Genomic DNA, 25707 nt, shown 5'->3' with positions numbered 1-25707 from the left:
ATCGTTTATTGTTATACAAACCTAGTTTGATTGCGGGAGCTTTTTGATGTGCATATTTGACAATGTGAGGGGGCTAATGCGCAAAAAAGCCGCCTCTTGCGGAGGCGGCTTCTCTTATATAAACGGTCGTACTACGGTTTATCCCACCATACCTTTTCATTGAGGTAAGTGGGCTTGTCCGCATTGGGATTGGCTTCCAATACCCTTTCGATGTTATAGTTGATCTCATAGCTGGGCACCGCAAAGCGGCGCGGCCAGTCCGTCTGGCTGGGATATGCGTCCGCGAAAACGTGCGAGGGGCGTTTGAATCCTTTGTAAACGCCCTGCGCCTCGTTGTAATTCCCTGATGCATCGGTGCAGAAATCCATCCTGCGCAGGTCTACCCACAATTCGATCGAGTATGACAGGGCGATGTATTTCTGTATCATGATGTGGCTGAGCGTGAGCGCGTTGGCGTCCTGTATAACGGAGGTGCTGGACAGGTAATTTTCGATGACGGTGGGGTCGACGCCCATCAGCCCCATGTGTGCGCGCATGCCGGCTTTATAGGCGGCAAGTGCTTCGCCTGGTTTGTTTTGCCGGAACAATACCTCCGCTTCCATGAACTTCACTTCCGCGTTGGTGAACAGCAGCCCTTTCGCACCACGTTCCGTGTACCAGGTGCCGGTGGACTGGATGCGTTCGCTGCCGGTGGGGGCGGCGGGTGTTTTACGCATGATCACATAAACGGAATCGGGCCTGTTGAATGAATTGGTGCTGGCGTTGTACGTATAGCTGAGGGGGCCATTCTTTGGCAGATCGGAGGTCATATCCACCCCTTTTGAAAGGATGAGGTTACCGGCTTTATCGGCCTGGCGTGGCACGAGCAGGAACAGACGCGGGTCCTGCATGGCATTGGAAGGCGCGCCGGTATAATTGTTCGTGATATAATCCAGGTACAGTTTAGTAACCCTGGCGGTAAGGCCGGTGTTCTGATATTGCAGGGCAGATTTAGCGAGGTTGCTGGTGGTAGCGGATTCATCCACGTACTGCAACACGGAGCTTTGCTCATTTTGCTGCGGCGCATTCGCGAGGGCCGCCAGTACCGCCTGCGGATCGTATTCCGCCTTTTTGGACAGGTGGTTCAGGAAGCGCGCTTTCAGACCATATGCCAGGCGAATCCAGTTGTCCGTGTTCCCATGGTTAAGGATATCTCCCCTGGACAGCGCCGGAGCTTTGGGTCCCTGTGTTTTCTGCAGATCAGCGATCCCTTCATCCAGCAGGGCCATTACTTTTTCCTGGATATAGGAACCGTCGTCGAATTTGGGTGTGATGGTGCTGGCATCATCAAATTCATCGTAGGGCATCATGCCGTAGAAGTCGGCCAGCGATCCGAAGCCCCAGGCTTTGATGATCTTCGCCACACCGATGTAATGCCAGGCCTCCACCTTTTCCGCAGCTTCTATGAGCGGTGTAATGTTCACGGCCGCATTCACATACCAGCATTGCCAGGGCCAGTTGGCGCTGGAGGTGTTGGAGTACCAGCGGGTAAGGTTCCAGTTATTGTTCACCGCATAGGTCACCGCCAGCTGCTGTGATAAAAAAGCGGCACGGGTGCCGGCGCTTTCATAGGCGTCCGCGAACTGGGCGATCAATGGCGGGAGACGCTGGTCCGCCGTGGGTACGGAGGAGTTGGCGCTGTTTGGATTATCATTCACGTCCAGCCACTTTTTACACGAAGTGAAAAAGATGGACAGGCTTAGTATATACAATAGCTTTTTCATTTCCGTAACTTTTAGAATTTGAGATTTAAACCGATCGCGAAGCCGGAAGTTGCCGGAACACCGCAATAATCAATGCCGACAGATCCTGATCCGATCACGCCTGCTCCCGCCGCACTGGTTTCAGGGTCCATGCCGGAATAATTGGTGAACAGCAGCACGTTGGTACCGGAAGCAGTAACCGTAGCTCCTTTCAGCCAGCCGATGTTCCGCAACGTTGAGCTGGGCAGTGAATACGCCAGCGAAATGGAGCGGAGGCGCAGCCAGTTCACTTTTTCAATAAAGAAAGGCGCATGGGCCAGGTAGGTATCGCGATAATAATTTTCATCCGCCGCTACCGTTCTTGTCACCATTTCATATTTACTGGTGGCGGGATTCAGCGACATGCCGGTGAAAGTGATCTCGCTTTCCCTGTTTGCCGTCCTTTCACTCAGGCCGTACGCCGTAAGCAGGTATTCAGTACCATTATATACGTCGCCGCCTATACGGAAATCCCATAAGAAAGAAAAGTTGAACGATTTGTAGCTGAAGCTGTTGTTCAGGCCGCCAAGCACCTTTGGTTCCCGGTTGCCTACCGGGGCAGTGGCGTTATTGGTGGTCAGCGGATAGCCGGAATCCCAGTTGAGCAACAAATTTCCGTCGTCATCCGTTTGCCATTTCAGACCACTCAATCCCATAAAATTGCCGTCATCAAAAGAAGCAGCCTTGGCATTGCCTACCTGTACATCTGTTACATATAGAATAGGCAGCGCGCCGGGCAGTGATTTTACTTTGCCCCTGTTACCGGAAACGTTCAGCATCACGTCCCAGCGGAAATTTTTCTGCCGTACAGGGTTCGCCGTTACCGTAAGTTCCATACCCCTGTTCTCGATCTCGCCGGTATTCACATAGCTCAGGATATAGGCGGTAGCGTTACTCACGCGCGGTTGCAGTATCTGGTCCTTACTGTTATTGATGTAGTACGCAAAATCCAGTCCCAACCGGCCGTTGAGGAACCTTACTTCCGCACCGAATTCCGTGGAAGTGGTCGTTTCCGGTTTAAGCTGATCGTTGCCGCGCGTCCAGTAGTTGCGGAAACCGCCGCCAATGGTCAGCTCCGGTCCGAAGAGATAAGTATTGGTCTGGTATGCCGGGGCATCCTTACCCACCTGCGCCCAGGATGCGCGCACCTTGCCGAACGACAGCACGCTGCTCTTCGGCAATAATTCGGTGAACACAAAGCTACCGCTGAAAGAGGGATAGAAGAAAGACTGGTTTTGCTCCGGAAGCGTGGATGACCAGTCGTTGCGGCCGGTCATGCTCAGGAAGACGGTGTTGCGCCAGGATACGCGGAGATCGCCGTACACACCTACCAGCCGTTTTCTCGTGATGTTTTCAGAGGAATATTTATTCTGCTGATCGGCATTGTTAAGGCTATAGAATCCGGCGATCACGAAGCTGTCCACGCGGTTGGATACAGAGCGCAGGTATGTGTCTTCCGAAGTGGTACCCAGTACAAGGCTTGCATCCCAGTCATTGAAGGTCTTGTGAAAGTTCAGCATCAGGTTGGAGTTCACGTAATTGTAGTTCCTGTCTGTTCTGGACAGCATACCGCCCTGCCATTCCTGTTTCACGCTGGAACCTTCCGCGATCAGGTTCCTGTAGTTGGTGAGGTAGTTGTCGATACCCAGCCGGTAAGTCGCGTCGAACCAGTCGGTGAACTTGACCGTGGCATATGCATTCCCGATGAAACGGTTGGTTTTATCGGACTGGGGGTTCCTGTTCAGTATCCAGTACGGATTGTCTACATTTGCATCCAGGGAGAGGCTCGGCAGCAGCAAGCGTTTGGTACCATCCTCGTTCAGCCATTCCTTCATATTGTCGTTTCGCGGCCATGCAATGATACTTTCCATGTAACCAGTACCATTAGACCCCCACAAACCGCTGCCCGTAAGTGTTTTCTGCGTTTCGCTGGTGGAGTAGGATGCATTCACGCCCAGCGTAACGATCCCCAACTTCTGCTCACCGTTAAAACGGATGGTAGAGCGCACATAGTTAGTAGTGGGTACTACGCCGGACTGGTTCAGGTTGGAACCGGAAAGGTAGAAATTCCCGTTCTTCGATCCACCGGACAGGCTGAAGCTGTTATCAAAAGCCTGGGCTGTTTCAAAGAAATCGCCCATATTGTCGTAGACCGCTTCGCCGGACTGGAATTTGTCGCCCCAGGAAAAAAAAGTTTCGTCCGTAAAGTTGCCATTGTAATAAGTTCCCTGCTTGTAAATTCCCTGCTGCTCCGGCAGCCGGTTCACCCAGTTGGTGATATAACGGGAGGTTACGGAGCCGGTGACGGTCCCTTCCGTTCCTTTTTTAGTGGTGATGATGATGGCGCCCGCAGCGGCACGGAGGCCGTACAACGCGGCGGCGGCGGGACCTTTCAGCACGGAGATCGATTCAATATCTTCCGGGTTGATGTCCATCGCGCGGTTGCTGTTGGTGGTGGAAAGATTCACGGTGCCGTCAAATGCGCTGTTATCGCCCTGGCCGGTGGAGTTGTCCATCGGCATGCCGTCGATCACGAACAGCGGCTGGTTATCGCGTTCAAGGGACGTACCGCCGCGGATGATGATTGAAGCGGAACTGCCCGGCGCGCCGCCGGAATTGGTGATGTTCAGCCCCGCGATCTTTCCGTTCAGCGAATTGATCAGGTTGGGGTCTTTGTTCTTGAGCAGTTCATCTGATTTAATGTCCTGCACCGAATAGCCCAGTTCTTTCCGTTCTTTTTTGATGCCCATCGCTGTTACGATCACTTCGCCAAGTGCTGTTTCGGACATCCTCATCGATACATTCATCGTATTACCGGCGCCTACCGCAATAGCCTGGGTCGTGTACCCGATAAAAGAAAATTCAAGCGTTTCGCCCTCGCTGGCCTGGATAGTATAATGGCCTCTTGCATCGCTTTGCGCATTCCTGGTGGTGCCCTGTATCCTGATCGTCACGCCTGGCATAGGCACGCCGTCGTCAGACAGCACAGTTCCCGTAATTGTCTTTTGCTGCTGCGCCTGTAAGGGGTCCGGCAACAACAACATCACCAGCGAACAGATCGCCAGTAACCGGAGAAGTCTTCTCATGTTGTGTAGTTTTAGAAATTGGTTGAATAAGATCTCGATTTAATCACCGTTAAAAGCATACATAGGTAAACAGCAAAGTGCGTATCCTGACCGCGTTCAGCATACCTGTCAGATTTAGATTTAAATATGTAATAAAACTTGTTGTAGAAAGTTTCTACGATTCGATTTTGATTATACTACCGTCCTTATTCCTGAGTTGTACTAATATATCACTTTTTCCCCGGAATTTTTCAGATCATTCTCCGCTCACCAATAAAAAAGGGATGGATACATCGCATCCATCCCTTTGCTATTTACATGTAATCTTATCTTGTCTGTGCAAGGGAGCTTCCGAATACTGTTTTCAACAGTTCGGTCACGCGGGCAGCGGGATCGCGGCGGATCTTCTGCTCCTCCAGTCCTACTTCATGGAATATGCCGGCCAGCGCTTTTTCTGTTACATAAGCGGTAAGATCGGTGTTCACGGGGGTGGTGGAGAATTTGTTATATACAGAAAATACGTCCGCCCAGTATTTGGTGGCGTCCACATTTTTCAGGGCATTACTGATCACGGGGCGGAACGCATCCGTGAGCGCGGCGGTGGTTTTCTGCTTGAAGTAATTGGTGGCCGCGAAATCGCCGCCCCGCAGTATCCCTATCGCATCGGTAATGCTCATCTGCCGGATGGCGTTCACAAAAATGGGCGTAGCGGATTTCGCCGCTTCCTCGGCGCCGCGGTTCATCGCCAGGATGGCTTTGTCCACCACACTGCCCAGGCCCACATTCCGCAAGGTGGATTCCACTTTTTTCGCTTCCGGCGGCATCAGTATCTTGAGCGCGGCATTGGCGAAGAATCCGTTGACGGAGGAAAGCCGGTTGGCGCTGTTCTGCGTGCCGATGGTCAGCGCTTCTTTCAGGCCCGCCGCAATCTGCGCGGTGCCGCCCGTTTGTCCGGTTGTGGCGGGCAGGCTGTTCAGTATCTGCTGCGTGGTTTCGCAGCCGGTGCATAAGAGCAGCGCGGCGAGGCAGCCTGTTATTCCGAATTTTATCATAGCAGGTGTTCGTTTTGGCAAATATAATTGTTTGAATTATACAAGTATATGTTTGGCGGTCATAATAATGGCGACGGATGGCCGGGCTAATTTTGTGTTATCAAAAAACACACATGATGAAAACAAAAGTATGGTTTGTAACGGGAGCATCCAAGGGCCTGGGGCTCTCGCTGGTTAAAAAGCTGCTGGCGGAAGGTTACCGCGTGGCGGCCACTTCCCGGAACGCGGACGATCTTCAGCAGGCGGTAGGCGCCGGTCCGGATACTTTCCTGCCGCTGGCGATGGACCTGGTGGACGAGCGGAATGTGGAGCAGGGCATCCGCCAGGCGGCGGCGCATTTCGGCCGGCTGGACGTGATCGTGAACAATGCCGGCTACGGCCTGGCGGGCGCGCTGGAAGAGCTGAGCGATGCGGAAGCAAGGGGTAATTTCGACATCAACGTATTCGGCTCGCTGAACGTGATCCGCAAAGCCCTGCCCATTCTCCGCGGGCAGCAATCCGGGCACATCTTCAACGTATCGTCCATCGGCGGCTTCATTGGCACTTTTCCCGGCTTCGGTATTTATTGCGCAACAAAATTCGCGGTGCAGGGCTTTACGGAATCACTGGCTACGGAAGTGAAACCTTTTGGCATCCACGCGACGATCGTTTCACCGGGGTACTTCCGCACCAGCTTCCTGAGCAATGCGTCCCTGAACGTAACGCAGCACGAGATCGCGGAATACCGGAATGTGAGGGAGGCGCAATCCGTTCACCAGCACAGCTACAACGGCAACCAGCCCGGCGATCCCGAAAAAGCGGCGGAAGTGATCATTGCCGTAGCGGAACAACAGGAACCGCCCCTGCATCTTTTCCTGGGCGCGGATGCTTACGACCTGGCGGTTGCGAAGATCAGCTCCATACAAAAAGACATGGAGCATGTGAGAGCGCTGGCAACGGCTACCGGTTTTTAAGCATAGACGCGATCATTTCCTGTATACTGCCGGGGCTGAACTAAAATTGGATGGATGCAAAGGCTGACCATACTTTTTGGTCAGCCTCAGCAGTTTATTTACCAACAACATTTTTTACCCGGAAAATCTTTAACTTTTCAGTATGGCAAAAACAGAAACGCTGGAAGAATTTTACCAGTATAAATTCAACTGGCTGCCGGATAATCTCAAAAAAGACATCGGGCATTTCAACGTGTTCCGCATGGAAGATTGCCTGGGCCCCGGCAAGGAACCCGCGCAATACAGCCGCCGCGATTTTTACAAGATCGCCCTGATGCGCGGCCGGCATGTGTATCATTATGCGGACAAAAGCGTGGAGGTCTCCGGCACCACCCTGCTGTTCTTTTCCCCGAACGTGCCATATACGTTCGAGCAGCTGAGCGGCGATTCCACGGGCTACTTCTGCATTTTCACGGAAGCGTTCTTCACCAGCCACCTGCGCAGCAATATCCGCGACCTGCCGATGTTCATGCCGCACGGCAAACCGGGCTACCAGCTGAACAAAAGCCGGGACAAATTTGTCAGCTCCGTTTTTGACAGGATGCTGGAAGAGATCGGTTCCAACTACCTGTACAAGTACGACCTGATCCGGAATTATATTACCGAGGTGATCCATTATGCATTGAAGATGCAGCCGGTGGAAACGCTTTACCAGCATGTGGATGCGAATGCCCGCATCACCGCCGTGTTCACCGAGCTGCTGGAGCGCCAGTTCCCGATAGAATCGCCCACACAGCGTTTCTCGCTCCGCTCCGCGCGGGACTTTGCGGAACAGCTGGCCGTGCATGTGAACCACCTGAACCGCGCCATCCGGCATACCACGGGCAAAACCACCACCGATCATATTTTTGAAAGGCTGGCCAGCGAAGCAAAGGCATTGCTCAAGCATACGAACTGGAACGTTTCCGAGATCAGCTACTGCCTGGGGTTTGAAGAGCCCGCGCATTTCAATCACTTCTTCAAGAAACAAACCAGCCTGACGCCTTCCGCATTCAGAGGCTGAAGTATCATATTATGAGAGATGACATCCTCCGGAAAATAGCTGAAAAAACAGGTTGCCCCGATATGGCCGGCATCCTCGCGGAAAAGCTTTCCGGCACCGAACTGAACTCCCTGCTGATGGAGGTATTCGCCCGCAAAGCAGCCGCTATCACACCACCCGTCCTGCTACAGCAATACCGTCAGAACCGCTTCGTGCATCCCGCCGACACGGATATGATTGGCTTGCTGGAAAAAGCATCGCAGGTACTGAAAATTTACAGGGAACATCAGTTCACGCCCATCGAGCTGTCACCCCTGGCGCAGTTCGGCAGCTGCTCCGTGGTGGCGAAAGCAGACCAGAAGAAGATCATCTCCGCCACCCGCCACACCGAAGTGCTGGCGGACGCCACCAATTCCATCGCGCTGCATATTGCGGACATGCGGCAAAACGGCGCCACGGAGCTTTTGCGCTTCAGTACCGTACACCGCCATGTGCGCGCGCAACCATTGCAGGACCCGCGTTTCTCCCCGCATTTCTCGATCGGCTGCCTCGTATCCGCCGGAAGGGATACGGGTAATTTCGATTTCGAGCTGGCTGCTCTGAAAGAACACTTCAGTGTGTGGACAGACCTCCTGAAAAACATCTTCCACATCAGCAGCATACGGTTCAAGCTGCAGCCCCGGGAAGGATACCCGGCGCACTTCCTGCCGAAAGCCCTGCAACACCTGCAGGAAAGCGGCTTTCCCGTTGGCATCGATACCGGTTCACCCGCCAATCAATACTATAAAGGCATCCAGTTCAAAACCATCATACCTGCCGGCGACGGAGAAATAGAGATCGCGGACGGCGGGTTTACGGACTGGACGCAACAGCTGCTGGAAAACAGGAAAGAACGGATGCTGATCTCCGGCTTCGGGCTCAGCCTGCTGTACCAGCTGAAGTAACCCGCGGATTTGTTTTTTTCGCAAAAACGCCTCATTTTTGCACTGTGATACAACGTATCACCTATCTGCACTTTATCCTACCTGTTTCACTTTTACCTACCTGTTTCACTGGCAAGATGCTGATGCGCTTTTCCATATGGAAAAAGCAGCGTCGTATTTATTAATTGCTAACAAGAACGGCAAATGAGTATTCATATTGGATTATCGCCCCGGTATGAATTCCTGCGGAACTATATTGAGGACATTCCGCAGAAATTCAATTCCCTGGGTGAAATCGTTCACAAGACGCGCAATATTATTCGGGTAGACAATGGCAATAACATAAAGCTGGTGATCAAGTCCTACCGGAAGATCTACCTGTTCAATCAACTGGTATACGCACACCTGCTTCCGTCCAAGGCCAAAAGAGCGTACCTGTACGCCAGAACGCTGATCGACAAAGGGTTTATGACCCCGGAGCCGGTGGCGTACATTGAATGCGTACGGAAAGGACTGATGCAGGAGAGCTATTTCATCAGCACTTATACGGACTACACGGAGCTGAAACATATCGCGGAGATGCTGCCGGAAGAAGGCAGGAAAGTGCTGGAGGCGCTGGCGCGGTACACCCATCAGCTGCATGCGCAAAATATTTATCACAAGGACTATTCCGTGGGTAATATCCTTTTTTCGAAGAACGGGCAGTCCTACAACTTTACGCTGGTAGATAACAACCGGATGAAATTCAGCCGCAGCTCTTTTGCTTACCGGATGAAGAACCTCCGCCGCCTGGACCTGCCGCTGCCGTCACTGGCTTACCTTTGCCAGGAATATGCGCGGCTGAGCGGGCAGAACGAACTGCTCGCGCTGAGCACGATGCTGAACTACAGGAGAAAGCGGATGCTGTTTTCCTACAGGAAGAACAAGGTCAAACATTTTTTCCGGCGGATGTTCATGCCGGGGAAGGCGTGAAATGGCTACACCAGGTTACGCCCCGCATTCACGATACCATACACCGTGCGGATCACCAGCTTGCTGTAAGCGCTCTTCAGGTCCGCGTCCGCTGCGTTCTTCGCTTTCTGCAACGCATAATGCTGCGTTACCACCAGCGGCAGCATGATCCGCTCGCGCAGGGCGATGGAATTTTTCTCCACCGGGTATTCCTGCATCAGCTCGCGGTTGCCGGTAAGTTCCAGCAGCATGGCGCGGGTAAGGTCAAATTCATTTTTAAGCATCGTCCAGAAAGCGCCGTAGTGCTCATCGTCGCGGAGGTGCGCGGTAACGCGGAAATCGGATTTGGACATGGACATGATGCAGTTATCGATCATGGTCTTGAAGAACCCGGATGTTTTGTAGAGTTCGGAGATGTCCTGCCACTTGCCCGCGTCTTTGGTAGCTTTCAGCGCGGAGCCTACGCCATAAAAAGCGGGAACGCTCTGTTTCAGCTGGCTCCAGGCGGTCACGAAGCTGATGGCCCGCAGGTCTTCCAGCTTGAGCGGCGCGCCGGCATTGCGTTTGGTGGGGCGGCTGCTGATGTTCATGCTGGACAGCAGCATCAGTGGGCTGAGGTTTTCCAGGTATTCGGTGAACACCGGATGCTCGCGCAATGCCACGAACCGGCCGAAGCTTTCTTCCGCCATGCCTGTGATCAATGCTTTTTCCTTCTCTCCCAGGTGATCCCGCTGCCCCGGATGCAATACCGAGCTGACGCCGGCATTCACCAGCTGTTCCACATTGTATTTCGCGGTTTCAACGGAGCCGTACAGCGAGCTGACGGTCTGCCCCTGGATGGTCAACTGTATATGATTGTTGGCTACTTCTTCGCCCATAGCGGCGTAGAACCGGTGCGTCTTGCCGCCGCCGCGTGAGGGCGGGCCTCCCCTGCCGTCGAAGAAGGTCAGGTCTATGCCGTATTTCCGGGTAATGGCGGTCAGCTCCACTTTGGCCTGGTAGATGGACCAGTTCGCCATCAGGTACCCGCCGTCCTTGGTGCTGTCCGAGAAGCCGAGCATGATCATCTGGCTGTTCCCGCGCCTTTTCAGGTGTTCTTTATAAACAGGATGGGTATACAGTTTTTCCATGACGCCCGCGGCCTGCTTCAGGTCTTTGATCGTTTCAAAAAGCGGCAGGAAATCCACCGTAAGATTTTCTTTCGTCCATCCGCACCAGAGGAACAGGTTCATGAGCTGCAGGATGTCGGACGCTTCCTGGCAGTTGCTGATGATGAACCGGTGGCTGCCGTTTTCGCCGTTCTGCTGCTGTATGCGGTGCATGAGGCGTATGGTGCAGAGGGTGTCGTTGATCAGGGGATCAACGCCTTCCTGCGGCGTTTCCGCGCAGGGGAAGTCCACTTCGTTAAAGGTGATGCGCTGCAGCTTTTCATCCTCCGGCAGGCTTTCATATTCTTTTTCCTGCAGGCCGTTGCCCAGCTCCGGCTGCGCCAGCCCGTAGCGGAACACCTTGCGCAGCACGCGGCTGTCCTGCCGGATGTCCAGCCTCGCAAAATAGCAGCCGTACAGGCGGATCTTCAGGGAAAGGTCATCCACGAGGTTCACGAACAGGCCGTCGTGGTCCTTCACCAGCGTATCGCGAATGCTTTGGAGCACTGCGGTCATTTCCGCCTGCAGGTCGGTTGCATCCGGCTGCGGCGCGAATGCATTATCGTACATCAGCTGGCCGAGTTTGTTCATCGGCTCTTCAATGCCCCGGAAAGTGATACGGCGCTTGAGCGTGCGGTAATCGCGGTAATAGCAGCGGAAGATGGTCTGTCTTAGTGTAGCCGCCACCGTGCGGGTGGAGTTCGTAGTGACGTTCGGGTTACCGTCGCGGTCGCCGCCGGGCCAGAAGCCCAGTTCCAGCGCCGCGGCATTCAGATCGAACGCTTCGTTCAGGCGGGTCTGGATGTCCGCAAACGCCTGGTAGAACACATGTTCCAGGAACCAGACGAGGCTTACCGCCTCATCCACCGGCGTGGGGGATGTTTTATTGAAAAAGGGCGTTTTGCCCAGCTGCTGCAATAACAGGTTGATGGTATTGATGTCGTTGACCTTCAGGGCCTCCACGAGGTCCGTCATAATGGTCAGCACCGTACCGGGATAGAACTGCGTGGGATGGGCGGTGAGCACGAGGCGGAGGGAAAAATCCTGCAGCTTTTCCCGGATGGCGTCACGCATTTCGTCATCTTCCGCTATCTGCTGCAGGATGCCCTGCAGCGTGCCGATGCCGTCCGTACGGCTCAGCTTGCTGAAAGAAGAATCTTCGATGGCGTCGAATAGTACCACCTGTCTTTCAATATATTGAATGAAACGGAACAGGCGGTTGATCTGCTCCCGCTCGTCAATTTCAGGGGCGCGTTCTTTAAAGAAGGTCTCCATGATCTCCGTGGGAGATTTCAGCTGGGCCACGCCCTTTTCACAATGCGCCGTAAAAAACGGCAGCAGAATGCCGGTATCCTTTACCTGGTAAAACGGCAGGGTGAGGAACAAGCTGTTATACAGCTCGAAGCGGGTAACAACTTCGCGGGAAAAAATATCCTTCTGGCTGCCGGACTGTTTCAACATGAGCGGTTCTTTTCGTTAAGCACCGCAAAGCTATAAATATTGAGGGAATGGTCATAGCGATTTAAAGCTGTTTACGCGATTTTTCTCTATATATGCGAAAATCGCCATATCTCTGACTGCTGTATAAATCCGGAGAATTTTCCCTAAGTTGCGTGCCGTTAATATTCCACATGACAGCACCTATACCGTCGCCCCAATACGACGTGATCATTATCGGCGCAGGCCCCGCGGGCTGTGCCTGCGCATTGGCACTCAGAGATGCCGGCCTCCGGATCGCCGTTATCGACAAACATAACTTTCCCCGTGACAAGGTTTGCGGCGACGCCATTCCCGGCCGGGCCATCAAATACCTGCGGGAGATAGATGCGCAGTTTGCCGGCAGGCTGTCCGCCTTCACCGAGAAACTCTCCACCCGCCGCACGGTTTGTTATTACAACAACAAGATGCTGGATTTTTCCTGGAGCCTTGAGGCGTATACCGCTACCCGGGAGCATTTCGACAATTTTCTTTTCTCCGGCATTAAAGGGCTGCCGGGCATTGATACGCTGGAAGGCGTTGTGGTGCAGGACATCGAGCGAACATCCGGCGGATATACTGTGATAACGAAAGGCGGCAGCCGGCGTTATACCTGCACCATGCTCATCGGCGCGGACGGCATCAACGGTGTTACGGCACGGAAGCTGGCTTCGCGGGAGATCGACAGGAAGCATCATGTGGCGGGAGTCAGGGCTTATTACAGCGGCGTGGCGGGGATGGAAGATACCTGCACGGAGGTGTATTTCGACAGGAAATACCTGCCCGGGTATTTCTGGGTATTTCCCGTGAAAGGCGGCATGGTGAATGCGGGCATGGGTATTTTGTCTGACGACGTGGTGAAAAGGAAGATCAATGTGAAGGAGGCTTTCTACGATTTTATCAGCCGGTCGGATGTATTAAAGGAAAAATTCCGGAACGCGCAGCCGCTGGGAACGCTGCAGGGCTGCGGCCTGCCCATGGGCTCCCGGTGGGTGGCCATGAGCGGCGATCATTTCCTGCTCGCGGGCGATGCCGCGTCGCTGATAGACCCCGTGAGCGGAGACGGCATCGGCAACGCCGTATTAAGTGGCAAGCTGGCCGCGGAACAGGTGATACGGTGCTTTGCAGCCGGTGATTTCAGCGCGGCATTTGTGAAGCGCTATGAGCAGGAGCTTTATGAAAAAGCAGGCGCCGATATGAGGAAGAAAACAATGGTGCTGAAAACGCTTGCCAGGATGCCCTTCCTGTTCAATACCGTATTTACCATCGGCAAAAACAGGATCGTGAAGAAGTTTATGAAGTGAGGGCAAAAGGGGAAATATTGTAAATTTGAACGAATGCATACAGACCAATTCTTTCAGAAAATCAGGACCTACGCCCATCTCAGTCCGGAAGCTGAAGATGCCTGGCTCGCATTGCTCAAAGAAAACACATACCGCCGGGGTGACAATTTTATCAACATAGGACAAACCCCTAAAAAAGTAGCCTTCGTCACCAAAGGGCTTTTCTCACAGTATTACATCACGGAAAAAGGAGACACCGTTATAAAATACTTCTTCCCCGAAGGCAGGATCGCCGGCTCAATCCCCGCTACATTAACGAAATCAGGAAGCCCTTTTACCATTTCGGCGTTGGAAGACAGTACCGTGCTCGAATATGATTTCCATGCATTCAGAAACCTGGTGTCGGAACACCGGGACGTTGCTGAATTTTACATCCGCTACATGGAACAACACTGGGTGATCGATAAAGAGCCGGATGAAATATCCCTCCGGAATGATTCCGCCAGAATCCGCTACGATGCGTTCCTGCAAAAATACCCTGAGCTGGTAAACCGGCTGAAGAAGCATCACATAGCCGCCTATCTCGGCATTACCCCTACCCAGCTGAGCAGGATCTTTGCCGGCAGATAATTTTTTCATTTCTCCACATATGTAAATGTTTTTGAAAAACGGCTGCCTCATCTTTGTGCCGTTCATCAAAAACAAATCACCATGAGCAAGACAAATAAAATCGACGAGTTTGTAAGCAAACTCAAACATCCTTTAAAAGCCGAAATTGAAGAGGTCATCAAGATCATCCGCGAAACCAGCGCTAAAATGGAAGAGGATGTAAAATGGGGCGGTCCCAGTTTTGACTACAAAGAACCCATGGCAACGTTCAATCCCCGTGTAACCGATTTTGTGGCAGTGATCTTTCACAAAGGCGAGCTGTTAAATGACAAAACAGGACTGCTCGAACCCGGGCCTAAAGGCAAGGCCTATGCAAAATTCCATTCCATGGAGGAAGTGAAAAAGCACCGGGCGAATCTTCAAAAAGTAATAAAAGACTGGATAAAGCTAATGGATAAGTAAATAAAACCCGTCCGCGCTTGCATTTGACTCATTTTTGGCGGAACTTGCGGCTTTTATTGACAATCCGTACGATGCCATGAGCAATAGCCTAGCTGATAAAATCAACACAGGAAACTCCAGACTGATCTTCTATAGCCTCACTCCTCCTAAAGTCACCACCGCTCCCGAAAGGATCGCGGAAATTGCGAAAGGGCAGTTTGAACGTATTTCGCAGCAAGACATCGATGCGCTGATCCTCTACGATATCCAGGATGAGTCGTCCAGAACGGAACAGGAAAGGACTTTTGCATTTATCTCCACGGTGCCGCCGGAAGTGTACAGCAGGGAGCATTTTCAGCAGCTGGAAGTTCCGAAGATCATATACAAGAGCATTGCCAATTTCACCGGAGCGCAGTTCAGCGAGTGGCTGACACAGAACGTGGATATAAAACAATCCGTATTTGTGGGCGCATCTTCACAAAAGCAGGTAGAGAAAACGAACTTCTCCCTGCAGGATGCGTTTGGATTGCGGCAACAGGTTTCACCGGAGCTGCTGATCGGCGGCATTACGATCCCCGAGCGGCATGCAAAGAAAGGGGACGAACATCTGCGGATCATGCAAAAAACCCTGCAGGGCTGTAGCTTCTTTGTATCGCAGTGCGTTTATAATGTGAATGATACGAAAGACCTGCTGGCGGATTATTACTATCATTCCTGCGGGCAAGGCATTGCTCCCGCGCCGGTGATCTTCACGCTGGCGCCCTGCGGCTCGCTGAAAACCCTGCAGTTCATGGAATGGCTGGGCATCAAAGTGCCGAAATGGCTCTATAACGATCTGAAACATTCCAAAGATATCCTTGAATCTTCCATGCATACCTGTTTGAACGTGGCGTCCGAGATACTGGAGTACGCGGACAGGAAGAATATGCCGGTGGGATTCAATATCGAGAGTATTTCCATCAAGAAAGATGAAATAGATGCTTCGATGGAATTATTGAACGGCGTGATCAGGATGGCAAAACGGCCTGTTGAGGCTGTGGTTTAAGATACACCAAACCCCACTACCCCATTATTTTGCGATGACCGGATCTCCCCCACTGGTCAGCAAAAAACCCATTAAAAATTATATTAAATATTTTATTTTTTTAACATTTTGTAAATTTATTATATTTTACCATTTATTCCCGTTCAATCCATATACCTATGTTGATTTTTTAAAACTATCGCGAGCAAATTCACCGGGCTGACTAAAAGATGCATATACCTATGATTATCAGCTCATTTTAACATCGAAACAGTGCTTACTCCGAATTTAACTTCAATTATACTTGATGACGAATTTCTACCTACGAATCCGGATGTTTACGAACATCCTCTTTTTAGCTGCCACATTACTCCCTGTTACCGTTCAGGCACAAACAACCCTCCCCGCGGGAGGTATCGCTTTTACCGGTTATGACGCCACATCCGGGGATGGCGCTGGTAGCAAGTTTTCTTTTGTGCTGCTGGCCTCTATCTCTTCGGGAACAACCATCAGCTTCACCGACAGAGGCTATACAGGCTCCGGCTGGGAGCCTGCGGGAAGCACGGAGTCTACGATAAAGTGGGTGAGTAATTCCAGCCTGACAATAGGTACAGAAATCCGTATTACAGGGCTTACTGCTAATTTTGGTACGGTAACCCTTACTGAAGGGGCCTCTCCAGCCGGGCTTTCATTATCTGACCTGGGCGATCAGATCATTGCCTTCCAGGGCGGCGGGGGAAGCATTACGGGCGGGAGCGCACTAGCTATTGCCGGTATCAATTATTTTTATACACCCGGTACCACCACCAGCGACTGGAACATAGATGAGGCGCCGGGGCCTAACTCATCCTTAATGCCTCCGGGCCTTACGGGAGGCACCAACGCATTTTATACGGGCCCGGTAACAGCCACCACCACCCAGGCACAGTCGGGAAAATTCAACTGCACAGGGGTACCTGCTACTTCTGCTGAAGACATACGCAGCGCAATGGTGAACATGTCAAACTGGATGCTTGGTACCTCCCCGGTGGTACTGCCTTCAGGGTGTACTTTTATTCTGTATGCGCCGGTATTTTCCTCACATCCGCCTAACAGGACGGTATGCGTAGGAAATAATACAACAATGTCCGTCACAGCCTCCTACGTTACTTTTTACCAGTGGTATAGAAATACCGGTGCCGGATTTCAGCCCTTATCTGAAGGGGGGAATTATTCAGGTGTTAATACCAGCACACTGGCTATAACCGGCGCAACAACCGACATGAACGGCTACCAGTACCGTTGCCGCGCCACTAATGCAGCGGGATTTGAAAATTCCAATCCGGCTACTCATACTGTAGTCTCCATCGGCACCTCCGGTTCTCAAACAGAAGTATCCTGCTTTAACGGATCAAATGGTACGGCAACGGTAATACCTTCAGGAGGTATTGGCGCTTATACTTATGCATGGTCACCATCAGGAGGCACGGGAGCTGCTGCTTCTGGTCTTGCCGCAGGCAACTATAGTGTAATCGTTACTGATGCCGTCGGCTGCGAGGCAACAAGGAATTTTACTATTACAGAACCGGCAACTCCTTTATCCGCCACCAGGCTGGTTACCAATACCAGCTGTTTTGCAGGGAGCAATGGCGCTATTGATCTCACCCCCTCAGGCGGCACGCCTCCATATACCTACAACTGGGGTGGCGGCATCACTACACAAGACAGAACGGGCCTCACGGCAGGCGCTTATTCGGTTACCATTACCGATGCCAACGCCTGTACCTATACTGTTAATGCAGCAGTTACCCAACCGGTGCCTGTATCAGGAACAGCAGTGGCTACCAATGTGGCTTGCTTTGGAGGGAATAACGGCGCTATTGATCTCAGCCCTGCAGGCGGCTCGTCTCCATATACCTACAACTGGGGCGGCGGCGTCACTACGCAGGACAGAACAAGCCTGACGGCAGGCGCCTATTCGGTTACCATTACCGATAACAACGGCTGTACCGGTACAGTAGGTGCAATAGTTACCCAGCCGGCAGCGCTGTCAGGCACTACAGTGGTGACCAACGTGAGTTGTTTTGGAGGAAGCAACGGCGCTATCAACCTCACTCCTTCAGGCGGCACGGCTCCGTATACCTACAACTGGGGTGGCGGTGTCACTACGCAAGACAGGACGGGCCTTGCAGCCGGGGCTTATTCGGTTATCATTACTGACGCCAATGGCTGTACGAATACAGTGAATGCAACCGTTACCCAGCCGGCGGCCGCCTTATCGGGCGCTACAGTGGTGACCAATGTGGCTTGTTTCGGAGGGACCGGCGGTGCTATTGACCTTACGCCTTCAGGCGGTACGGCTCCGTATACCTACAACTGGGGTGGCGGCGTCACTACGCAAGACAGAACGGCCCTTGCAGCAGGTGATTATTCGGTTATCATTACCGACGCCAACGGCTGTACGAATACAGTGAATGCAACCGTTACCCAGCCGGCAGCGGCGCTGTCAGGCACTACAGTAGCGACCAATGTGTCTTGCTTTGGAGGAAGTAATGGCGCTATCGACCTCACGCCTTCAGGCGGTACATCTCCATATACCTACAACTGGGGAGGCGGCGTCACTACGCAGGACAGAACAAGCCTCGCAGCAGGTACTTATTCGGTGATCATCACCGACGCCAACGGCTGTACGAATACTGTGAATGCAACCGTTACCCAGCCGGCAGCGGCCGTATCAGGAACCACAGTGGTAACAAATGTGAGTTGTTTTGGCGGGAGCAACGGCGCTATCGACCTCACTCCCACCGGGGGTACGGCTCCATATACCTACGGCTGGACAGGCGGCATCCCTGCACAAGACAGAACGGCCCTTGCAGCAGGCACCTATTCAGTTACCATCACCGACGCCAATAGCTGCGTAAACATCGTTCATGCAACCGTTACCCAACCAGCCGCAGCTGTATCGGGCACCACAGTAGTGACCCATGTGTCCTGTTTCGGAGGAACTGACGGTGCCATCAACCTTACTCCTTCGGGCGGTACATCTCCCTATACTTATGACTGGGGAGGTGGTGTAACTACCGAAGACAGAACAGGGCTGGCGGCAGGCGATTACACGGTTATCATTACGGATGCCAACGGTTGCACCTATTCTATTAATGCAACCGTTACCCAACCCGCCGCCGCTGTATCAGGAACTACGGTGGTGACCAATGTGTCCTGCTTTGGAGGATCTAACGGGGCTATCAACCTTACCCCTTCCGGCGGCACTTCTCCATATACGTACGACTGGGGAGGTGGTATAACGACCGAAGACAGAACAGGGCTGGCGGCAGGCGCTTATTCGGTTATCATTACGGATGCCAATGGCTGTACGAATACTATTAATGCAACCGTTACCCAACCGGCAGCAGCCGTGTCAGGAACTACGGTGGTCACCAATGTAGCTTGTTTTGGAGGAACTAACGGCGCTATCAATCTTACGCCTTCAGGTGGTACAGCTTCCTATACTTACGACTGGGGAGGTGACATCACTACGCAGGACAGAACAGGTCTTGCTGCAGGGGCATATTCAGTTACCATCACTGACGCCAACGGTTGTACGAATACTATTCATGCAACAGTTACTCAACCGGCAGCGGCCGTATCAGGAATTACGGTGGTGACCGATGTGTCTTGCTTTGGAGGAAATGACGGCGCTATTGACCTCACTCCTTCAGGCGGTACGGCTCCATATACTTACAACTGGGGAGGCGGCATCACTACACAAGACAGAACGGGCCTTACAGCAGGCGACTATTCAGTTACCATAACCGATAACAACGGCTGCCAGGCCATCCGGAATATTACCGTTTCAGCGCCGGCTTCTCCGCTAAACGCAGTGGCAGACGACCAGGTAAATGTATCCTGCAACGGCGGTTCAGACGGATCGGCTACTGTAGCTGTCAGTGGCGGTACTCCCGGTTATACCTATGCATGGGCGCCATCAGGAGGCACAGGTGCCACGGCTTCAGGACTTGCGACAGGCAGCTACACAGTAACCGTTACCGACGCCAATGGCTGCGTGGCAACAAGCACTTTTAACATCACCGAACCGCCTGCGCTGGGCGTCACCACATCGCAAACAAACCTTCTTTGCAACGGGGATAACAGCGGCGCTGCTACCGTAACCCCCTTTGGCGGCACAGCTCCATATACTTATGCATGGGCGCCATCGGGAGGCACGGTAGCTACCGCTACAGGGCTTGCCGCAGGCAGTTATAGCGTAACGGTGACAGACGCCAATAGCTGCATGCTGACGCAGAATTTTACCATTACAGAACCTCCAGCATTAAACGCCACGGCAGGCGCACAAACCAACATAGCCTGTAACGGCGGCGCTACAGGTTCGGCCACTGTAAATGTAACAGGCGGTACAGGAACATATACCTATGTCTGGAATACCCTGCCGGTGCAGACTACAGCCACAGCAACGGGACTTGCGGCAGGCACCTACACCGTTACAGTAACCGATGCGAACGGTTGTACCGATACGCAGGACTTCACCATCATCGAGCCCGCGGCATTGAGCGCCGCGGCCGGTGCGCAAACGAACGTGGCCTGTAACGGAGGCGCAACAGGTTCTGCTACCGTAGCGGTAACCGGAGGCACTCCGGGCTATACTTACGCATGGAACACGATCCCTGTTCAAACCACAGCAACAGCCACCGCACTTGCCGCAGGCACATACACCGTCACCGTAACGGACGCTAACGGCTGCGCAGTTACACAAAACTTCACCATTACCGAACCCACTGCCTTAACAGCTACAACATCGCAGGTAAACGTATCCTGCAATGGCGGCGCTGACGGAACGGCTACGATCACGGCAGCAGGCGGCACTCCCGGTTATACCTACGCCTGGAGCACAACGCCGGTGCAAACTACGGCAACAGCCACGGGGCTTACCGCAGGTACTTACACCGTCACCGTAACAGACGCTAACGGATGCGGCAACACGCAAAGCGTCACCATTACCCAGCCCGCAGCGCTCGGCTTAACGCTTACGTCCGCCAACGTAGCCTGTCCTGGCCATAACGACGGCGCTGCCACCGCCACCATAACAGGCGGCGTTGCCCCGTATACTTACGCCTGGAATACTACCCCGGTACAAATTACGGCAACGGCTACCGCGCTTGTTGCGGGCCCGTATATCGTGGAAGTGACCGATGCGAACGGATGTACCGCTACCGGGTCTATCACCGTCAACACTACCCCGGACGTTACACCGGCTGTACCGGACGTAGCGAACCTTCCAACCATTACCCGCTACTGCCAGGTGCTGCATGATGACATCCCTGTGCCTACGGCGACTGACAACTGTAATGGCCGGATCACTGCTACCACCACAGATCCGCTTGACTACACCGTAGCCGGAACATATGGTATAACGTGGACGTATGACGACGGCAACGGCAACACTTCTTTGCAAACGCAGACGATCGTTGTTAACGAATCGCCGCTTAGCCCCGTAACATTAGATGATGCTACATTTACCTATAACGGCGGCGTTCAGTCCATCACAGTCAATAATCTTCCCGCAGACGCAACCGCAGACTACAGCATCACACCGGCCACAGGCAGCGATAACGGCGCCATCAACGCAGGCACATATATCGTAACAGCTACCCTTACACCGCCAGCGGAAGCCTCCGGCTGCGGCCCTGTTATACTGACAGCTACCATGATCATCAACAAGGCTCCGCAGGTTATCACCTTTGACGCCATACCCGTCAGGAACCTTGAAACAGACGCAGACTTCCAGCTGGATGCCACAGCATCTTCCGGTCTTGATGTTTATTATACGTATACCTATTCAGCATCACAACCGCCGGCTACGCTCACGCCGGAAGGCTTTGCGGATATGCTTACATCCGGCGAAGTGCTGATCACGGCACACCAGGATGGTAACGAAAACTGGCTGCCCGCTGTTAGCATAGTGCAACCGCTGACGATTGAAAGCAGCAATGCCGCGATATCAGCCATCACCGTCGGTAATAAGGCTTATGCCGATCCTTCCCCGGAAATCTATTACCTGATGGGATGTGACGAAACTTCAGATGCTGTTGACATATCCATCACTACAGAAGCCAATGCCGAAGTGTCGCCTTCACATGCGTTTACGATCCAGACGCCGGCTCCCGGTATCTATACCCGCGATGTAACGGTCACTTCCCAGGATGGCTCGGCAACACAAACCTATACGGTCGTGATTGAAAGGCGGCTGGATTTCTTCAGCATTGTAACAAAGAAGTTTGGCAGCCTGCTGATTGTAAATAACAACCCGCAAACCAACGGAGGCTATCAGTTCGTAGCTTATGAATGGTACAGGAATGGACAACTGGCGGGCACCGGGCAATATTATTCAGGTGATAATAATGCGTTAAATCCAACAGCTGAATATTATTTAAAGATGACAACGGCGGATGGAGAGGTGCTGCAAACCTGTATCGCACAAATAGCGCTGGAAAGCACCAATGCAGCCAAATCATATCCCAACCCGGCCAAGGCAGGCGGCACTATTACCGTTGAGGTTGATTTCCCTGCTGAGGAGCTTGCACAAATGCAGATCTGCGTTTACTCCCTTTCAGGCGAGCCGGTAACAACACAAAGATCCACAACACCGGTAACACAGGTACAGTTGCCCGCAGCAATGGCGGGTGCTACCTATCTTGTTGTGATCAAAACACCCAATATCCGGAAGACACTAAAGGTGATGGTACGTAAATAACTGACGGCTAAGAAGAGGAATGGGCTGCGGACAATGTTTCGCAGCCCATTTTTTTATGCGATCACTAAGGGATCACACAAGGAACACAGAGAGCAAGGTGGACTTGATGTGGGGATGATGCAGTTTTCATCTGAAGTTGAAGTATGCGGGGGGATTGTGTTTGCAGGGCATAGAGAACCTTTCCCGCAAGATGGATATTGCAGGAGAAGATGGGTTGTTCAATGTTTTTTGAAGATGTGGGTTGTAACGTTCAACGGATGTTCACCAAATCTTGCGCTCAGGCGGGGGAAGCCCTATTCCCGCTGTATGTCAGGTCTGGCACGATGGGCGTAAGGATGGTTGGCTAATGACCGCTGCCCTTGCTCCCGGGTGGATGCATCAAGTATTGCCTGCAGCCGTTGCTGCAAAGCAGCCTGCTGCCCGTGTGAAGGCTTGTGAAAGACCTGCGCGGTTTCCGGCTCTTTTACGGCGATGATGTCCGCGGCCAGGTATTTCCTGTTATTGGAGGGAGCGTTGCCGTTCATGCCTCTTACCTGTAAAGTCACCACTAATGTTCCCTTTCCCGGTACATCCACATCCAGTGCCGCACCTCCGAAAGCTTCCCGTGCGTCGAGCGTGATCAGGGCGGTATCCGTCCGTACTACGCGGCGCTCTGTAAAACTGATGCGGGTGGCGATCACTTTTACCTCAAACGCGGTGATGCCCCTGAATTGCGGTAATTCCTGCGCGGGAATATGCAATATACCATCTTCAGAGAGTGAGGGATCCATGCAGAAGAACCGGTCTGTTCCTGTATGCTGGTTAAACCGGAAGCCTGCCAGTGCGGCGTTGTTCTCCCTGCCGGCTTTGATCAGCAGTTTATTCAGCCGGTTGATATGACTGCCGTCATAGGGAATATCCAGCGCATCAGCGAAAGCGCTGCGGATCAGGCGTCCTTTTTTGCTGGCTGCGCCGAAGCGAAGCGCGGCGCGTTTGGTGGCTTTGGTCTGCCGGACGGAGGCCGGCATGCTGCGGAAATAATGTTTACCATCGCGGTAATAACCGATCATGTTGGCGGCTTTCCCCGTGAAGGTGAACAAAGAAGTTTGTATGGCCATAAAGCAAGATTTTGGTTATTGTAAATATAACACAAATACAGCAGAGAGGTTCAGGGCCGGAGCAAACCATGCCGCCGCTACATCACTGAGGCTAGCCGGGAATTATCAAAATTCTTCCAGATTGTTTACATTTACCGGTCATTGGAATCAACAAATTTGTCAACCGATCTGCCATACGAAGACGCCGAACTGATCATTTTATTTCAGCGGGGTGAGCGGGTAGCCCTGCATGCGGTCTATGAACGCTTTTTGCGGCCGCTCTGCTATTTTGCCGGCCAGATGGTGGAAGATACCATGGCGTCGGAAGATATCGTTTCCGAATGTTTCATCCAGGCTTTTTCAAGAAAGGAAGATTTCCCCTCGATAGCACACTTAAAATCTTTTTTATATACATCCGCCCGCAACGCCGCGCTCAACCATCTGAAAGCGCAGAAACTGCACGGTGATATCCATCACTCGCTCGGAAAGGCCGCGGAGCAGCTGGATATGGACGTAGAGAAGGCATATATCAAAACGGAGGTCATGCAGCTGATCTTTTCCGAGATCGAAAAGCTGCCGCCCCGCTGCCGGGACGTAGTGCGCCTGGCCGTTATAGACGGCAAAAGCGCCCAGGAAATCGCAACGGAGCTGAACATGGCCTATCAGACGGTTTTAAACCAGAAAGCAAAAGGAGTGAGCCTGTTGCGCACTTCCCTGCTGAAAAATGAACTGATTTCCCTGCCTGTACTCATCGCGGCCCTGTCGGTGCTGCGCATATAATTTTTTTTTTGACCAACCGGTAGAAGTGGATGTGTTAATTGTTATAGGGGATATATGGGCATGATAGAGAACAATGACCAGATCATCCGGTTGATCGGCAAACACCTCGGGAACAACCTGGATGAAGCAGAACAGCGTATACTGGACGAATGGCTGAACGCTTCCGCGGATAACCGCAAACTGTTCGGGGAACTGACAGACCCGCAGCTGGTCATCGGGGAGTTGCGCCGGTTTTATGCCTTTGACGCCAACCGCATTTCCAAAAAGATCGAAGCAGCCATACCGGCCTTTGCGGCGCCCGCGCCCGCACCGGTACACCGCCTGCACTTCCTCCGCCGCTGGGGATGGGCGGCCGCCGTATTATTCCTCGGCGCCGGCGCCTGGTACCTGGCTTCGCAAACCTCGCAAAAGGAATCACAACCATCACATGTGGCCGTCATGCCGGCGGAAATACCGCCGGGCCGCGAGGGCGCCATCCTCACCCTGTCTGACGGCCGCAAAGTATCGCTGGACAGCCTGGCCAACGGCGTGATCGCACAACAGCACGGCACGAAGGTGATGCTTTCCAACGGACAACTGGCCTATACCGATGCAGGCGCCAAAGCCTCTACCCTGGCCTATAACACCATGACCACCCCCCGCGGGCGGCAGTTCCGGGTGCTGCTTCCGGACGGCACCAGGGCCTGGCTGAATGCGGCCAGCTCCATACGTTACCCGCTTGCTTTTACAGGCAAAACGCGCGAAGTAGAAATTACCGGCGAAGTATACTTTGAGGTATCCGCCGACGCTTCCAAACCGTTCCTCGTGAACGCGGCGGACCAGGCCACCATTTCCGTACTGGGTACGTCTTTTAACATCAATGCTTACGACAATGAAAAAGATATTGTCGCCACTCTTCTGAGCGGCGGCATAAAAGTGGCGCCTGCGGCCGCTCCGGCCAAAGGCCCGGTACTGAAGCCCGGCCAGCAGGGAAAACTGCGCAGGGCCGATGGCAGGATACAGGTGCTGGATGCAAACCTGGACAAGACCATGGCCTGGAAAAACGGGTTCTTCAATTTCGAAGGGGCCAGCATCGATTACGTGATGCGCCAGCTGGAACGCTGGTACGACATCAGCGTTGTATATGAAAACGGTATACCGGACATCACATTCCTGGGGGAAATAGACAGGCAGACCGCATTGCCGGACCTGCTGGAAATATTAAGAAGAACAGATGTTGGATTCAGAATCGAAGGACGTACGCTGATAGTACTGAACAACTAGTATACAGCCGCATAACAAAGGGCTGAAAGATACCTGATTAAGACCAGCCAGATAAAGAACCGTCACGGGTTGCAGCCGTGACGGTCTCACTTGATCCGGTTGAGGCTTAAACG

Annotated in this window: 16 protein-coding genes; 11 read left to right on the top strand and 5 right to left on the bottom strand. The window is 52.9% G+C overall.

All coding sequences use genetic code 11. The features are described from left to right. Window positions 1-131 precede the first annotated feature (131 nt). The 3 genes from CCY01nite_RS20825 to CCY01nite_RS20815 form a co-directional block, all read right to left on the bottom strand. Window positions 132-1763, bottom strand: a complete 1632-nt coding sequence (locus CCY01nite_RS20825) for a SusD/RagB family nutrient-binding outer membrane lipoprotein (protein WP_146865836.1) — start codon at window positions 1761-1763, stop codon at window positions 132-134. Between the two features lie 11 nt (window positions 1764-1774). Beyond that, the gene (locus tag CCY01nite_RS20820) at window positions 1775-4867 is read right to left on the bottom strand and encodes a SusC/RagA family TonB-linked outer membrane protein (protein WP_146865834.1); all 3093 of its coding nucleotides are present in this window, start codon (window positions 4865-4867) and stop codon (window positions 1775-1777) included. Window positions 4868-5172: 305 nt separating this feature from the next. Next, window positions 5173-5898: a DUF4197 domain-containing protein gene (locus CCY01nite_RS20815; protein ID WP_146865832.1), complete on the bottom strand. Its 726-nt coding sequence runs from the start codon at window positions 5896-5898 to the stop codon at window positions 5173-5175. A 116-nt stretch (window positions 5899-6014) separates the two neighbouring features. Here CCY01nite_RS20815 and CCY01nite_RS20810 point away from each other — a divergent pair, with 116 nt between their 5' ends. From CCY01nite_RS20810 to CCY01nite_RS20795, 4 genes are all read left to right on the top strand, one after another. Next, window positions 6015-6851 (top strand): oxidoreductase, encoded by an 837-nt coding sequence (locus CCY01nite_RS20810; protein WP_246129992.1) that lies wholly within the window; start codon window positions 6015-6017, stop codon window positions 6849-6851. Between the two features lie 142 nt (window positions 6852-6993). Beyond that, complete coding sequence (locus CCY01nite_RS20805) at window positions 6994-7893, top strand: helix-turn-helix domain-containing protein (RefSeq protein WP_146865828.1); 900 nt, start codon at window positions 6994-6996, stop codon at window positions 7891-7893. A gap of 11 nt (window positions 7894-7904) precedes the next feature. Beyond that, window positions 7905-8816, top strand: a complete 912-nt coding sequence (locus tag CCY01nite_RS20800) for a hypothetical protein (RefSeq protein WP_146865826.1) — start codon at window positions 7905-7907, stop codon at window positions 8814-8816. 183 nt (window positions 8817-8999) lie between these two features. Next, window positions 9000-9767: a lipopolysaccharide kinase InaA family protein gene (locus CCY01nite_RS20795; RefSeq protein WP_146865824.1), complete on the top strand. Its 768-nt coding sequence runs from the start codon at window positions 9000-9002 to the stop codon at window positions 9765-9767. A 5-nt stretch (window positions 9768-9772) separates the two neighbouring features. On the opposite strand, the gene CCY01nite_RS20790 is transcribed toward CCY01nite_RS20795, so the two are convergent. Next, window positions 9773-12355: a phosphoenolpyruvate carboxylase gene (locus CCY01nite_RS20790; RefSeq protein ID WP_146865822.1), complete on the bottom strand. Its 2583-nt coding sequence runs from the start codon at window positions 12353-12355 to the stop codon at window positions 9773-9775. A 170-nt stretch (window positions 12356-12525) separates the two neighbouring features. Here CCY01nite_RS20790 and CCY01nite_RS20785 point away from each other — a divergent pair, with 170 nt between their 5' ends. From CCY01nite_RS20785 to CCY01nite_RS20765, 5 genes are all read left to right on the top strand, one after another. Next, on the top strand, window positions 12526-13674 hold the full coding sequence (locus tag CCY01nite_RS20785) for an NAD(P)/FAD-dependent oxidoreductase (RefSeq protein WP_146865820.1): 1149 nt from the start codon (window positions 12526-12528) through the stop codon (window positions 13672-13674). Window positions 13675-13707: 33 nt separating this feature from the next. Next, a complete protein-coding gene (locus tag CCY01nite_RS20780; RefSeq protein WP_146865818.1) occupies window positions 13708-14283 on the top strand; it encodes a Crp/Fnr family transcriptional regulator in 576 nt (191 codons plus the stop codon). Window positions 14284-14364: 81 nt separating this feature from the next. Continuing rightward, complete coding sequence (locus CCY01nite_RS20775; protein ID WP_146865816.1) at window positions 14365-14724, top strand: DUF1801 domain-containing protein; 360 nt, start codon at window positions 14365-14367, stop codon at window positions 14722-14724. Between the two features lie 76 nt (window positions 14725-14800). Further along, window positions 14801-15748: a methylenetetrahydrofolate reductase gene (locus CCY01nite_RS20770; protein WP_146865814.1), complete on the top strand. Its 948-nt coding sequence runs from the start codon at window positions 14801-14803 to the stop codon at window positions 15746-15748. A gap of 286 nt (window positions 15749-16034) precedes the next feature. Further along, a complete protein-coding gene (locus CCY01nite_RS20765; RefSeq protein ID WP_146865812.1) occupies window positions 16035-22475 on the top strand; it encodes a T9SS type A sorting domain-containing protein in 6441 nt (2146 codons plus the stop codon). A 293-nt stretch (window positions 22476-22768) separates the two neighbouring features. Here the strand turns inward: CCY01nite_RS20765 and CCY01nite_RS20755 are convergent, their stop codons facing one another. Next, window positions 22769-23572 carry a hypothetical protein gene (locus CCY01nite_RS20755; RefSeq protein ID WP_186831186.1) on the bottom strand — a complete coding sequence of 268 codons (804 nt, stop codon included), beginning with the start codon at window positions 23570-23572 and terminating at the stop codon, window positions 22769-22771. A 141-nt stretch (window positions 23573-23713) separates the two neighbouring features. Here CCY01nite_RS20755 and CCY01nite_RS20750 point away from each other — a divergent pair, with 141 nt between their 5' ends. Together CCY01nite_RS20750 and CCY01nite_RS20745 are read left to right on the top strand one after the other, a co-directional pair. Beyond that, a complete protein-coding gene (locus tag CCY01nite_RS20750; protein ID WP_186831185.1) occupies window positions 23714-24331 on the top strand; it encodes an RNA polymerase sigma factor in 618 nt (205 codons plus the stop codon). 54 nt (window positions 24332-24385) lie between these two features. Then, entirely contained in the window at window positions 24386-25594 is a 1209-nt protein-coding gene (locus CCY01nite_RS20745; RefSeq protein ID WP_146865808.1) for a FecR family protein, read from the top strand. Window positions 25595-25707: the final 113 nt, after the last annotated feature.

Origin of the sequence: Chitinophaga cymbidii, assembly GCF_007992715.1 — a bacterium.
Lineage (GTDB): Bacteria > Bacteroidota > Bacteroidia > Chitinophagales > Chitinophagaceae > Chitinophaga > Chitinophaga cymbidii.
The sequence above is the reverse complement of the archived record's forward strand: the minus strand, read 5'-3'. Positions and strand labels throughout refer to the sequence as shown.